The sequence below is a fragment of the Pseudodesulfovibrio aespoeensis Aspo-2 genome (assembly GCF_000176915.2).
Classification (GTDB): domain Bacteria; phylum Desulfobacterota; class Desulfovibrionia; order Desulfovibrionales; family Desulfovibrionaceae; genus Pseudodesulfovibrio; species Pseudodesulfovibrio aespoeensis.
The window spans coordinates 421,031-434,503 of sequence record NC_014844.1 but is presented as its reverse complement, the minus strand read 5'-3'; the positions used below and the strand labels follow the sequence as shown (position 1 = coordinate 434,503).

At 62.4% G+C, this 13,473-nt stretch carries 14 protein-coding genes; 5 read left to right on the top strand and 9 right to left on the bottom strand.

The window, feature by feature from the left end; all coding sequences use genetic code 11:
• Nucleotides 1–17: 17 nt before the first annotated feature.
• From DAES_RS17165 to DAES_RS01905, 4 genes are all read right to left on the bottom strand, one after another.
• Complete coding sequence (locus DAES_RS17165; protein WP_157864781.1) at nucleotides 18–617, bottom strand: diheme cytochrome c; 600 nt, start codon at nucleotides 615–617, stop codon at nucleotides 18–20.
• Between the two features lie 82 nt (nucleotides 618–699).
• Nucleotides 700–1,914 carry an ISL3 family transposase gene (locus DAES_RS01915; RefSeq protein WP_013513348.1) on the bottom strand — a complete coding sequence of 405 codons (1,215 nt, stop codon included), beginning with the start codon at nucleotides 1,912–1,914 and terminating at the stop codon, nucleotides 700–702.
• A 93-nt stretch (nucleotides 1,915–2,007) separates the two neighbouring features.
• Nucleotides 2,008–2,748 (bottom strand): substrate-binding periplasmic protein, encoded by a 741-nt coding sequence (locus DAES_RS01910; protein WP_013513347.1) that lies wholly within the window; start codon nucleotides 2,746–2,748, stop codon nucleotides 2,008–2,010.
• Nucleotides 2,749–2,859: 111 nt separating this feature from the next.
• On the bottom strand, nucleotides 2,860–3,300 hold the full coding sequence (locus tag DAES_RS01905) for an Hsp20/alpha crystallin family protein (RefSeq protein WP_013513346.1): 441 nt from the start codon (nucleotides 3,298–3,300) through the stop codon (nucleotides 2,860–2,862).
• Between the two features lie 109 nt (nucleotides 3,301–3,409).
• On the opposite strand from DAES_RS01905, the gene DAES_RS01900 reads away from it, so the two are divergent.
• From DAES_RS01900 to cydB, 3 genes are all read left to right on the top strand, one after another.
• A complete protein-coding gene (locus DAES_RS01900; protein ID WP_013513345.1) occupies nucleotides 3,410–4,735 on the top strand; it encodes an ATP-dependent 6-phosphofructokinase in 1,326 nt (441 codons plus the stop codon).
• 123 nt (nucleotides 4,736–4,858) lie between these two features.
• Nucleotides 4,859–6,181, top strand: a complete 1,323-nt coding sequence (locus DAES_RS01895) for a cytochrome ubiquinol oxidase subunit I (RefSeq protein WP_013513344.1) — start codon at nucleotides 4,859–4,861, stop codon at nucleotides 6,179–6,181.
• Nucleotides 6,182–6,211: 30 nt separating this feature from the next.
• Nucleotides 6,212–7,261, top strand: coding sequence for a cytochrome d ubiquinol oxidase subunit II (cydB, locus tag DAES_RS01890; RefSeq protein WP_083808684.1), 1,050 nt, complete (start codon nucleotides 6,212–6,214; stop codon nucleotides 7,259–7,261).
• 101 nt (nucleotides 7,262–7,362) lie between these two features.
• Here cydB and DAES_RS01885 read toward each other — a convergent pair whose 3' ends face one another.
• On the bottom strand, nucleotides 7,363–7,935 hold the full coding sequence (locus tag DAES_RS01885) for an EF-hand domain-containing protein (protein WP_013513342.1): 573 nt from the start codon (nucleotides 7,933–7,935) through the stop codon (nucleotides 7,363–7,365).
• Nucleotides 7,936–8,154: 219 nt separating this feature from the next.
• A complete protein-coding gene (locus DAES_RS16795; RefSeq protein ID WP_157864780.1) occupies nucleotides 8,155–8,955 on the bottom strand; it encodes a helix-turn-helix domain-containing protein in 801 nt (266 codons plus the stop codon).
• Between the two features lie 321 nt (nucleotides 8,956–9,276).
• Here DAES_RS16795 and DAES_RS01875 point away from each other — a divergent pair, with 321 nt between their 5' ends.
• On the top strand, nucleotides 9,277–9,747 hold the full coding sequence (locus DAES_RS01875; protein ID WP_013513340.1) for a LexA family protein: 471 nt from the start codon (nucleotides 9,277–9,279) through the stop codon (nucleotides 9,745–9,747).
• 39 nt (nucleotides 9,748–9,786) lie between these two features.
• A complete protein-coding gene (locus tag DAES_RS01870) occupies nucleotides 9,787–11,067 on the top strand; it encodes a Y-family DNA polymerase (protein ID WP_013513339.1) in 1,281 nt (426 codons plus the stop codon).
• A gap of 22 nt (nucleotides 11,068–11,089) precedes the next feature.
• Here DAES_RS01870 and DAES_RS01865 read toward each other — a convergent pair whose 3' ends face one another.
• Genes DAES_RS01865 through DAES_RS01855 form a run of 3 tightly spaced genes read right to left on the bottom strand, consistent with a single transcriptional unit; the run spans nucleotide 11,090 to nucleotide 13,387 of the window.
• Nucleotides 11,090–11,752, bottom strand: a complete 663-nt coding sequence (locus DAES_RS01865; protein ID WP_013513338.1) for an ABC transporter ATP-binding protein — start codon at nucleotides 11,750–11,752, stop codon at nucleotides 11,090–11,092.
• Between the two features lie 9 nt (nucleotides 11,753–11,761).
• Nucleotides 11,762–12,925, bottom strand: a complete 1,164-nt coding sequence (locus DAES_RS01860; RefSeq protein WP_013513337.1) for an ABC transporter permease — start codon at nucleotides 12,923–12,925, stop codon at nucleotides 11,762–11,764.
• A complete protein-coding gene (locus DAES_RS01855; RefSeq protein ID WP_013513336.1) occupies nucleotides 12,926–13,387 on the bottom strand; it encodes a DUF2318 domain-containing protein in 462 nt (153 codons plus the stop codon).
• Nucleotides 13,388–13,473: the final 86 nt, after the last annotated feature.

Sequence of the window (13,473 nt, the reverse complement as noted above, 5' to 3'; positions counted from 1 at the left end):
ACCTCAAATTCTTTGGATCATTCTCGTGGTATACTTACCTCGTCGTCGTCAAACACTCCGACATCAGCACGCTTGTGACATGCAATACAGTTTGAAAGACCACCAATAGATGTTCTTGAAAACACTGAGGCACTCAACTCATGATGTTCTTTTCTTATTTCAGGAATTTCGGTGATGCGCTTTACAATCCGATTCCCCAAATCCCGGGAAATATCCCTAGCTAATTCTCCTTGAACGTTTTCAGATGCCCCTGATGTAAGATAGGTTTCGAGCTCTTCGGCATCCTTGGTGTCTAAACTAAGATCTTCGCCGAAATGCTCACTCGCCCCCTGAATCAAAGCAGCCCACGAGGCCGAATTTAGCAACCCCGGCGGATAGGCCATGTGGCATGAACCGCAAACCGATAGGTAGAGCTCATTTTTAGGGCTGGGCACGGCATCTTCTACCTCCTCTCGATCGTGGTGGTCTTTACGGTGTTTACGACGATCATTATGGTCATCTGCCAAGGCAACAATACTCGATAGAAAACAAGTAATCATTATGAGTCCCACCAAGAGCTTTGACTTACACATGGTTTCCCCTTTTTTTTCATCAAGCAACATACTGATTTTATTCAAACACTTAGCGCTGAGGATAGTATTTTGAATACCATACCTCTAGGGGATAAAAAACTCCACAAAAAGAAACAAACATCATAAATCACCCCGTCAGGATAAACCGGGACTCATGGATGCCCATGATTCTGAGTTTAAAGAACTCCTTGTCCCGGTAGCCGTAGGCCTGCCGTTTCATGGTTTTGATCTTGTTATTGGAGCCTTCCATCGGGCTTGACGAAATGGGATGATCATACCAAGCCAGAATGCCGAACCTGAATTTTACCATGGTATTGCCCATCTTCACCAGTGGGCCGATCCCTGACGTAGTTGCACGGGCAATCCAGTCGTCCAGGAAAACAAAGGCTTTTGCTTTGTCCGATTGACTCCAAATTTGCCGCAGATCTTCCTTCATATAATAGGCCGTGGCCAATGGCTCATTGAATCGCAGAGCTTCTTTCAATCGTTCCGGTTCATTGCGTTTCTTATTCAGATTTTCTGGATTTTTCAATAGAATCCAGCGACTTCCTTTGAGAACTTCCCGCCCTGGCATGTTTTCCAACTCCTGGAAAATCTTGCGTCGAATCTCTGTCAGTTTGTCGTTCATGAGCTTCACCACGTGGAAATGATCGAACACCAGTGGGACACCTGGAAGGTGGGTCATAACTGCGCTGATGTATGCTATACTCAGATCTGTAGCGACCGCTTGAACCATTGCGCTTGAACGCTTCAGCCGCTTCCAGAATGGATCCAGTGCCTCCGCGCCCTTGCCGTCTCCCACAAATACGATTGCGCCACTTTCAAGGTCCATAACTAGGGTCAAATATTTGTGCCCTTTGCGGACGCTGATTTCATCGATGGCGATATACTTGAGGCCGGACAGAGACGGATTGCCGAAACGACGCTGGAGGTGACGTTTAAAGATGGACTTGATTCCGTCCCACCCGATACCGAGTAAGGCAGATGCATCAAGCATGGTCATCATCTTGGTGAGTGCCAATGCGAATCGCTCAAAAGCCCTTGTGTACCAACGCCTCGGCTCGGCAATCTTCAGGTCGATTCGTCGAACACAGCCACACTTCCGACATTCTACTCGCGGAGCCTCCACACACAGCCAAACAGGTTTGAAGCCGATGGGAACGGTCCTGAGCCACCTCTCAAATGACCCACGTCGAACGACCTCTTGGCTTTTACATTCCGGACATCTGACCAGTTTCGGCTTGGGCCGGACATCAAAGATAATGTTCCCGGCCACAAACGACTGCCGAACATAGTCGAAGCCGGTCAGACCGAAGGCGTGATACATCAAACTCGTGGACATGGTGGTTCTTCCTCCCGATGGTTGGTGGTACTTCCATCGGTTGGACGCCATGTCCTTTCATTTTGTCAAAAGTACTCTTGAGCCGGATGAACCTCAATATTTCCCCTGGATGGCGTCAAAGGTGCCGTCGTCGCGCATGGCCCGGACCGCTTGGCCGAAATCGCGGGCCAGGGCCTCGGCCTCCCTGTTTCCTCTGGCTCGGGAAAAAAAGAGATAGAGCGGCCCCCGGCCTATTTCATATACATATCGGAGCTGGCCGACCTGGCCCATCTTGCGGATCTGATGCTCGAACACGGCCCGGTTGCCCAGGGCCGCATCCATGCGCCCGTTGAGAAGCATGTCGAGCAGCTGCTGGCTGGTGTTGGCCTCGATCCGGCGGAAGGAGCGCAGGGAGTCGAACTCCGGCCCGTAGGTGTAGTCGCGCACCACGCCCACGGACAGTCCGCGCAGGTCGTCCAGGGAGGTGATCCGAAGCGCGCTCTCCTGCGGAACGGCGATGACATTGACCTCCTCGGCCAGCGGCTCGGGCGGAAAACAGGCGAACGCCTCGCGCTCCGGGGTCTTGAAGCCCGAGGACAGGGCCAGGATGTCGCCGGTCCGAAGCTCCAGCAGGGCGCGCTTCCAGGGCCGCAGCTCGAAGACGGGCGTCATGCCCATGCGCCGGAATGCCTCGCGGATGAGCTCGATGTTGATCCCCCTGGCCTGTCCGTTTTCCTCATATTCGTAGGGAGGATAATCCTCGAAGGCGATGGGAAGCGGGTCCGCCCCGGCCAGCGCCGGGGAAAACCCCAGGATGACGCAGAGCAGCGCGCCGAGCAAAAACGGTTTCATCATCGTGATCCCCCGCCCGGACCTTACCCGCCGGAAGACCGGGAGGCAAGATGCTGGATGGGCCACGGGATTCGCCGGACCGGCCTCTGTCTGGCTGCTCGCGCCGGGCACGGGTCAGTCGATGCGGATGGACCGGCGCACGGGCCGGACCTTTTTCAGGGTCACGGTGAGCAGGCCATCCTTGAGCACGGCGCTGACGTTCTGCCCGGTGGCCTGGCCGGAACCCGGACCGACCTCGGAACAGACCAGAAGGCCGGCCAGGGCGAACCGCCGGGCGAAAGGCCCTCTGGGCCGCTCCACCGCGTGATGTCGGACCACCGCGCCGCAGCCGTCCGCCGGCGTGGTCCCGTAGACCCACAAGTCGCTCCCGCGAAGCTCCACGGCCACGTCGTCAAGGGTCATTCCCGGCAGCTCGACCGTGATGACGAACCCGTCGGCGCGCTCCATCACGTCCGCCACGGGCGACCAGCAGCGGGCCGCAACCCCGTGGCCGCCGGTGGTCCGGACCTCCATGTCCGCCATGCCCGCCCAGGGCGGCGCATTCAGTTTGCCCATATCCTCTCCCCAAGGGATGCACGGTCATCAATTAAAATTTGCCCCTCGCTGAAAATCCATATAACAATGCGAGTCATAGCTCAACACATCAAGCCCGAGGTCGCACCAGATGAAAACCTGCCCGGAAGAAATCGTCAACCCCGCTGAAACCGTCGTAGACACCGTGGGCGAGGCCAAGATCCGCAACCCAATCAGCCTTGGCCGGTTCGTGGACGAAGACGAGGCCGTGCTCGTCCACATCTCGCGCGGCAAAGTGGAAAAGCCCGGCAAGGGCAAGAAGTGCGGGCGCGCCTATTTCGAGCCTGCCGGGCCGCGGAGCAAGGTCTATTACGACACCAGCAAGACCAAGTGCGCGGTGGTCACCTGCGGCGGCCTGTGCCCCGGCCTCAATGATGTCATCCGGGCCATTGTCATGACCGCCTGCCACGAGTACCGCGTGCCCTCGGTGCTCGGCATCCGCTACGGACTGGCCGGGTTCATCCCGGAGCAGGGGTATGATGTGGTGGAACTGACCCCGGCCTATGTCAGCCGCATCCACGAATTCGGCGGCACCGCCCTGGGCAGCTCGCGCGGGCCGCAGGACCCGGAGGCCATTGTGGACGCGCTTGAGCGCATGAACGTCTCCATCCTGTTCATGATCGGCGGGGACGGCACCATGCGCGCGGCCAGCGCCGTGATCCGGGAGATCACCAAGCGCCGCCTCTCCATCGCCGTGGTCGGCCTGCCCAAGACCATCGACAACGACATCAATTTCGCCTCGCCCTCCTTTGGCTTCGACACCGCGGTGCAGACCGCCACCATCGCCATCAAGGGCGCGCATGTGGAGGCCACGGGCGCGCCCTGGGGCATCGGCATGGTCAAGGTCATGGGCCGCCACGCGGGCTTCATCGCGGCCCAGTGCGCCCTGGCCTGCCAGGAGGTCAACTTCGTGCTCGTCCCGGAAGCCCCCTTTGACCTGCATGGCGAACACGGATTCCTGGCCGCCCTTGAAACCCGCATGAAACGGCGCAACAACGCGGTCATCGTGGTGGCCGAGGGCGCGGGCCAGGATCTGCTCGACGCGACCAGCAGGACCGACGCCTCGGACAACACCGCACTGGGGGACATAGCCGTGCTGCTCAAGCGCGAGATCACCGCCCACTTCGCAGCCCAGAACATCGACGTCACCCTCAAATACATCGATCCGAGCTACATCATCCGCTCGGTCCCTGCCAACGCCAATGACCGCATCTACTGCTCGTTCCTGGGCATCAATGCGGTCCATGCCGCCATGTCAGGCCGCACCAATGTGGTCATCTCGCGCTGGAACGGGCGCTACGTCCACATCCCCATCGACCTCGTGACCAGGGGCAAGAAACGGATCATCACCGACTCCAACTACTGGCGCGCAGTGCTTGAATCCACGGGCCAGCCTGCCGCCATGCGCAAGGAGTGAGTTTTTTTGTGATAATGTTAGTTATTATTCTTGATTTGCGGCCATGACAGGTATACCGTCCCGCTCATGTTGGATAGTTAGAATAGTTCGGTTTTTGCTGGCAGTATCCACAAGGGGGTTTGTATGGATGTGCTGATGCTTTCGCGGCTGCAATTCGCGGCGGCAACCATGTTTCATTTTCTTTTTGTTCCGCTGACGCTCGGGCTCTCGGTGCTCATCGCCTGCATGGAGACCGCCTATGTGCGCACGGGCAACAAGACGTACCAGAAGATGGCCAAATTCTGGGGCAAGATCTTTCTGGTCAACTTCGCGCTCGGCGTGGTCACCGGTATCACCCTGGAGTTTCAGTTCGGCACCAACTGGTCGCGCTACTCGGCCTATGTTGGCGACATTTTCGGCTCGCTGCTGGCCATCGAGGCCACGGCGGCCTTCTTCCTCGAATCCACCTTTGTCGGCGTGTGGCACTTCGGCTGGGACAAGCTCTCGCCCAAAGCCCACGCCATCGTGGCCTGGCTCATCGCCGGAGCCTCCAATCTCTCGGCCATCTGGATTCTCCTCGCCAACGGCTTCATGCAGGCCCCGACCGGCTACGTCATCCGCAATGGCCGGGCCGAGCTGACCGATTTCTTCGCAGTGATAACCAACCCCTTCGGCTGGTATGAGTTCTTCCACGTCATCCCGGCAGCCCTGTGTCTGGGCGGCTTCTTCATCATGGGCGTTGCCGCGTGGCACCTCATTCGCGAGAGCCATGTGGAGTTCTTCCAGAAGTCATTCGCCATAGGCGCAGCCGTGGCCCTGATCTTCTCCGTGGTCACCGCGGTGGAGGGCCACTTCCACGGCAACCACATGTCCCAGGTCCAACCCGCCAAGCTGGCGGCCATGGAATCCCACTGGGAAACGCAGCGCAACGCGCCGCTCAACCTGCTGGTCATCCCGGGCGAGGACGGCAATCTGGTGGAGGCCCTGCCCATCCCCGGCGCCCTGAGCTTCCTGGCCTACAATGACGTCAACGCCGAGGTGAAAGGGCTCAACGACTTTCCCAAGGAAGACCGCCCGCCCGTCGTCCTGACCTTCCTCGGCTTCCGGATCATGGTCGGCATCGGCACCATCATGCCCATCCTGGCCCTGTTCGGATGGATCATGCGCAACAGGCTCAACGACTTCCCGCTCTACCTGAAGATACTCCCCTGGTTCATCCCCATGCCCTATATCGCCATCCAGGCGGGCTGGGTGCTGGCCGAGGTCGGTCGCCAGCCATGGATCGTCTACGGACTGATGCGCACCTCCGATGCAGTCTCGCCGGTCACCACCGGCACGGTCGCCTTCTCGCTCATCCTGATGAGCATCCTGTACACGCTGCTCGGCGCGGCAGGCATCTGGCTGATGATCCGTCTGGCCAAGAAGGGACCGGAAGACCACACGCCCATCCAGATTCAGGCCGGGTAACGCACAAGACTGCAAGGAGATGCTGCAATGATGGATACATTCATGGAAACCGGGACAATGCACTACTATCTGGCGGTCATCTGGTTCGTCCTGTGGGGAGTGCTGTGGGCCGTCTACTTCATCCTGGACGGATTTGACCTGGGAGTGGGCACCCTGCTCCCCTTCATGGCCAAAAACGAAGACGAGAAACGGGCCATGCTCAACTCCACCGGCCCCTTCTGGGACGGCAACGAGGTCTGGCTCATCACCGCAGGCGGCGTGACCTTTGCCGCCTTCCCGTATGCCTATGCCCAGATGTTCAGCGGGCTGTATACCGCGCTCATGCTGCTGCTCTTCGCGCTCATCGTGCGCGGGGTGTCCTTCGAATTCCGCTCCAAGGTCGAGAGCGCCTCCTGGCGCAAGCTGTGGGACACCTGCCACGCGGTGGGCAGCTTCCTGCCCGCCCTGCTGCTGGGCGTGGCCTTTGCCAACATCTTCCGGGGGCTGCCCCTGGACGAGACCGGGTTCAGCCAGGCCGGGCTGTTCGGCCTGCTTAACCCCTACGGCCTGGCCGGAGGCGTCCTCTTCGTGATCATCTTCGTGATGCACGGCGCGCTGTGGCTGTGCATCCGGGCCACGGGCGACCTGCGCGCGCGGGCCGAAGGGCTGGCCGTCAAGCTGTGGCCGATCCAGGTGGTCCTGACCGTGCTCTTCCTGGCCTACTCCGCCGTGGAGACCCAGCTCTTCAGCAACTACTTCCTCTACCCCGTGCTCTTCGTGATCCTGGCCCTGCCCGTGGCCGGCCTGGTGCTGATGCGCGCCTACATGGGCGCGGGCAAGTGGTGGATGGCCTGGGGCTCGTCCTGCCTCTACATCGGCGGCACGGCCCTGTTCGGCGTGGCCGGCATCTTCCCGGCCATCATCCCGTCCAATCCCAATCCGGGCAACAGCCTGACCATCATGAACTCGGCCTCCAGCCCGCTCACCCTGGGCATCATGCTCGGCGTGGTCCTGGTCTTCCTGCCGGTGATCATCGGCTACCAGTTCTGGGCCTACAAGACCTTCGCAACCCCCATGGCCAAGGAAGACATCCACTACTAACCGACAACACACCACCACACGGGAAACGCCCGGCCATGATTGGCCGGGCGTTTTTTTCATCCAGGGCGCATGACGCCGGGACGCGGGTCATGCGGACGCGGTTAGTTGAAGTTGTTGGCCTTTTTCCAGGCTTCCCATTCCGCCTCGGTCAGCTTGCCGTCCTTGTCGGCGTCGGCCTCGGCCATGATCCGCTCGGCGTCCAGGGGATAGTGGGTGGAGATTTCGGCGTGGACCAGCAGCCTGTCGCCGTCCCTGTCGATCTCCACGAAACCGGTGACGTAGTGGACGCGCTCAAGCTTGTAGAGGATCGACTTGTTCAGGGCGCCGTGCTCCAGATAGTAGAGGCTCATGGTCTGCTTGCTGGTGCGCTGGCCAAAGGTGTAGCCGTCATCGTGCTCGGCAAAGTAGAGGTTGCCGTCGTCGCCGAAGATGCCGGTGAAGGTCTCCTTTTGCACCACCTTCTTGGCGTCGAACCAGAGCTTGTAGCCGGAGAAGAGCTGGCCCTCCTGGGCGTTGATGACGTAGGTGCACTTGGCCTCGCGAAAACCCGAGGCGTCGATGATGAACGAGGCGCCGCGCCAGGTGCCGCGGAGTTCCGGGGTCTGGGCGGCGGCAATGGTCGCGGTCAGGACAAAGGTGATGAGCAGGGCCGAAAGCAGCGCAATGCGTTTCATGGGTTCACTCCTGTGGTGCAGATTTTGCGGGTTTCTCAGGATACCATATCCTCTCTTTGCCCGCCTGCGTCAAGGGGGTACGGTGCGCGGCCACAAGCCGGACGCGGGCTGGTGGGCGTGATCGGCACCATTCCGCTGTCGGCCTGTGGCCGCACACAGCTGGCGTGAACGGCCAGGGCAACGGGCTGAACGTGTTGGGGGACAGGATGCGAAAAGTGGTCAGTCCCGCAGGGCGCTGTCTGGCCGAGCCCCTCTGCCGCGGGACCGGGACAGGGTCTGCGAGGGGAGCTCGCCGAAGAACCGCTTGTAGTCCGCCGAAAACTGGCCCATGTGCCAGAACCCCCAGCGGGTGGCGGCATCGGTGATGGAGGCCACCCGGCCACACTCCATCTCCCTGCGGACCATGTTCAGGCGGCAGATGTTCACATAGGCCTTGGGCGTGAGGCCCAGGTGCTGCTTGAAGGCGTAGATCAGGGTCCGCTCGCTGACGCCCACCTTGCGGCAGATGTCGCCAAGTTTCACCGGCGAGGCCAGGTTGTCGTTGATGTAGCCAAGGCTCTGCCGGACAATGCGCCGACGCGCCGACTCCCGGGGCATCCGGCCCGCATCGCCGAGGGTGGTCAGACAGGCGGCAAGGCTCGCGCCCACCGAGTCCCATTCGGCTTGGCTGCAACGCCCGGTCAGGGCCGCCTCGCGCGTACGCCACAGGGTGTCGCGCAGCCGGACCAGAGCCTCGCGCGACGGGGTCAGCAGCCGGACCTGGCCCTGGCTCGGAACCGCCAGCGGACAGCCCGTTGCGCCGAGCATGGCGGCAAAGGCCCCCTCCTCGACGGACAGGCCGAAAAGATTGGTCTGCGCAAAGGAAACGCTGTCGATGGTGCTGCCGCCGGGGGTCAGGAAAATAACATCGTCGCCGAACAACTCGCCGTGGGAATTCAAGGTCAGGTTCGGCTCGGCGTGCAGGGCCAGGCCGACCCGGCCAAGCGGGGCCACCCCCAGATGGTGAGCGCTCTTTTCCACGCGCCATTGGGTAAAACGAAAGGGGGCGTGCCGGACCGAGAACACCTCGATCCCGCACGGACCCCCTTCAAGCTGGGCAAAATCCACCCTCAAGCCCGGAACGGCGTCCGCCGCCCGGCACAAGGAATCAAAACAACTATGCGAAACCGCCTTCGCCGACATGAATACCTTCCCCTCTCTCTATGATGCGTCACTTTATCCGACTCCGCAATAGCTGCCAACCATTCCCTCGATCTGGCACAAAGTGTTTTATGAATATTGACATAAATCTGCTTTTGCGGCAGTTGTGTTTTGTATAAATTGACAAAGGAGAGGTGTTTCATGGTCCATTGTTCACAGATCAAGAAGCTGAGCGTTCCGGACTCGAATGCGGTAACATCCTTTTTCCGCATCCGGCGCAGCGCGGCGCGTCCGCTCCCCCTGGCCGGGGAGGCCGTGCCTGCCGGGTTTCCCTCGCCTGCCGAGGATTACATCGAGAAGACCCTGGACCTGAACGAGTATCTCGCGCCACGGCCCGAGGCCACGTTCTTCGTGCGCGTGGCCGGGGATTCCATGACCGGCGCGTCCATCCACCACGGCGACATCCTGGTGGTGGACAGGTCGGTCACGCCAAACCCCGGCAACGTGGTCATCGCCTGCATCGACGGCGGGTTCACGGTCAAGCGGCTGCAACGCACCGCCGGCGGGCTGGAGCTGGCCCCGGAAAACCCGGACTACGCCCCGACGCCCATCACCCCGGACACGGATTTCGAGATCTGGGGCGTGGTCCGCCACGTCCTGCACAAGCTGTGAGGCTGCGGACCGGGTCCGCACGCACCGCCAAGGGAACCCATGCCGCGAAGCTACGCGCTCATCGACTGCAACAATTTCTACGCCTCCTGCGAGCGGGTCTTCAGGCCTGGGCTGCGCGGACACCCCGTGGTCGTGCTCTCCAACAACGACGGCTGCGTCATCGCCCGCTCGGCAGAGGCCAAGGGGCTGGGCATCCCCATGGGCGCGCCCTTTTTCAAATGGCGGGCCCTGCTGCGCCGCCACGGGGTGGCGGTCTTCTCGTCCAACTACGCCCTCTATGGCGACATGTCGGCCCGGGTCATGCGCGTAATCGCCCGGTTCTGTCCCGAGGTGGCCGTCTACTCCATCGACGAGGCCTTTGCCGACCTGACCGGCGTGCCCGGCGGCGCGTCCGCCTTTGCCAGGCGGTTCAAGGCCACGGTGGAGCGCTGGACCTCCATCCCGGTCTCCATCGGCATCGGGCCGACCAAGACCCTGGCCAAGCTGGCCAACCGCCTGGCCAAGCGCCACGCCCGGCTGCAAGGGGTCTTTGACCACGCCGCAAGCCCGGACCCGGACCGGGTGCTCCGCCATACCGACATAGGCGATGTCTGGGGCATTGGCCCGCGCCACGCCGCCCGGCTCAGGAAGCTCGGCGTGAACGACGCCCTCGCCTTCCGCGACCTGGACCAGAGCTGGGTGCGCAAGAAGATGACCGTGACCGGGCTGCACACCCTGCTCGAACTGCGCGGCCAGCCCTGCCTGGGGTTTTCCGAAGGCCCGGCGGACCGCAAGACCATTGTTTCCTCGCGCTCCTTCGGCCACCCGGTGTCGAGTCTGGACGAACTGCTGGAGGCCTCGGCCCAGTACACGGTCCGGGCGGCGGAGCGGCTGCGCAGCCAGGGGGCGGTGGCCTCCCATGTGCTCGTCTTCCTCCAGACCAATCCCTTCCGGCCCGGCCTGCCCCAGTATTCGGCCAGCCAGGCCGTGCCCCTGCCCGTGGCCACGGCCCACACCCCTGCCCTGATCCGGGCGGCCCAGGCCGGGCTGACGCGCATCTACAAAGAAGGGTTCGACTACAAAAAATGCGGGGTCATGCTCTCCGGCCTGGAGCCGGCCAATGGCCGCTGGCTCAGCTTGCTCGACCTGCCGCCCGACGACACCCCGCGCCACGCCCCGCTCATGCGCGCCGTGGACGCCCTCAACGCCCGCTGGGGCCGCGACACCGTCACCTTTGCCGCTTCCGGCTCAAAAGACGCGCCCTGGCGCATGCGCCGCGAGATGCGCTCGCCCCGCTACACCACAGTCTGGGAGGAGCTGCCCAAGGTGCGGGCCGATTGACCCGGCAACGCCGAGCCGCTGATCAGACCACGGTCCCGTCGGCCATGTGGACCATGCGGTCGGCGCGGGCGGCGTATTCCGGGTCGTGGGTGACCATGACGATGGACAGGCCGTCGCGCCTGAGGTCGGCCAGGAGGTCCATGACCGACTCGCCCGTGGCCCGGTCCAGGTTGCCCGTGGGCTCGTCGGCAAAGAGCACGGCGGATTGCTTGACCAGGGCGCGGGCAATGGCCACGCGCTGTTGCTCGCCGCCCGAAAGATGGCCGGGCAGCTTGGCTTCCTTGCCGCCCAGTCCCACCCGGTCGAGACAGGCGTCGGCCCGCTTGCGGACCTCGGCAGGCACCGGCTTCAGGGAGTTGAGATAGGGCAGGAGCACGTTCTCGCGGGCCGAGAGGCAGGGCAGCAGGTAGTGGAACTGAAAGACCACCGCAAAGTCCTGCCGACGCAGCCGGTTGAGCCGCGCGGCTGAAAACCCGGTGACATCCTCGCCCCGGTAGAGCAGCTGGCCCGCGTCCGGGGTCAACAGCGTGGACAGGACGTTGAGAAAGGTGGTCTTGCCCGACCCGGAGCGGCCCACGATGGACACGAACTCACCGGGTTCGACCGAGAGGTGCGCCCGGTCCAGGGCCCGACTCTCCACGCCCTGGGAGTGAAAGGTCTTGACGATGTTTCTGGCTTCGAGCATGCGCGCCTCCTACAGCGAGATGAGGGCCTCGGACGGCTCCACGGACGACGCCTTCCAGGCCGGAAAGAATGCGGACAGGACCGACACGGCCACGATGAGCAGGCAGGTCAGGGCCAGACCCGCCGCGCTGAAGGCCAGGGTGGCCCCCTCGGTGATGTCCAGCACGCCGATGACGCGCAGGCTCAGGGCGTAACCGCCCAGGTAGCCGAGGCATCCGGCTGCCGCGCCCAGGGCCACGGCCTCGAAGCAGAAGATGGAGAAGATGCCGGGCCGGGAGAATCCCAGGGAACGCAGCAGGCCGATCTCGCGGATGCGCTCGTTGACGCTGGAGAGCATGGTGGCCCCCACCATGGCGCAGGCGATGAGCAGGATGACCAGACTGACCGTGAGGATGAGCCGCTGCACGAACTCCACGGAATACATGCGCTGCCTGACCACGGATTGCAGGGCCTGGACATCGGTGTCGGGCAGGGTCTCGCGGAGCTGGAGGACGATATCCTCGATGGGACACCCGGCGCACAGGGCCGCCACCTCGACATAATCCGCCCGGCCCGGACGGGCCAGAACGGCCTGGGCAAAATCCATGCCCGCGAAGATGACCGAGTCGTCGTCCCCGCCCGTGGGCCGCAGCACGCCGGAGACCACCGCCGCCCCGGTTCCAACCCGGACAGAGTCGCCCGGAGCCAGACCAAGGCGCGTTGCGGCCCGCGCGCCCACCACCACGCCGTTGTCCTGAACGGGGAACGCGCCGTCCACGGCCCAGTAACCCTTGAGGACCAGTTCGCGGTCCCAGCGCACGCCGACGACGCCCACAGCCGTGCCGTCCACCCTGGTCATGGACACCAGCTTGGGTGCGACGACCGAGAGGCGGTCCCGGTGGCCGATGCTTTCGATGCGCGCCACAACGTCCGACTCGTCCATGTCACTGACGCCGAGCATCATGTCGCCCATGGAAAAGCCGCCGTAGCTGACCGTCAGTTTCTCGGTGTGGGGCATGACCAGGATGTTGGCCCCGTAGGCCACCAGCTTTTTCTCCAGTGACTCGCCCACCACGCCCGAGACGAGGTTGAGGGCCACGATGGAGGTCACGCCCAGGGTGAAGACAAGGATCAGGAGCAGGGTCCGGACCCACTTCATGCGCAGGTTGCGCAGGGGGATGACGAGGATATTCATCTAGAAATACCCGCGCCCGGCCATGATGTCGCGTTCGCGGATGGTGACCACGTCAGGCCCGGCCTCGCGCTCCAGTGGCGAGGGGTTGCACCCGCCTTTGACCTCGTTGATGCGCGAGGCGTGAAACCGCTGGCTGCAGTTGACGCAGACCATGAACTCTCCGTCCTGCACATAGCCCTTTTTCTCGCGAAAACAGACATCGCAGGCGTCAAAGGCGGCCCTAATCACCCCGTCCGGGCTTTTGAGGAGAAAGAACTTCACCTCGAACCCGTCGCGCTTGAGGATGTAATAATGGGCATCGCCGTCGACCACCTCGGACACGGGAATGGTCACCACCCCGTCCCTCGGCTCCACCCTTTGAAACTTCCCGCCAAAGCCGAACAGGGCGTGGGCCGGGGCGGACGCCAAAACGGCCAGGAGACAGGCGGTTGCGGCCACGCCAAACAGTGTTTTCCTGAGCATGCAGATCCCCTGAATCACATTGATTCCATACCACCATGGTATGAAAATACGCCAGGCCCATCCACCTGGGCCGTCTCTGTCATGCA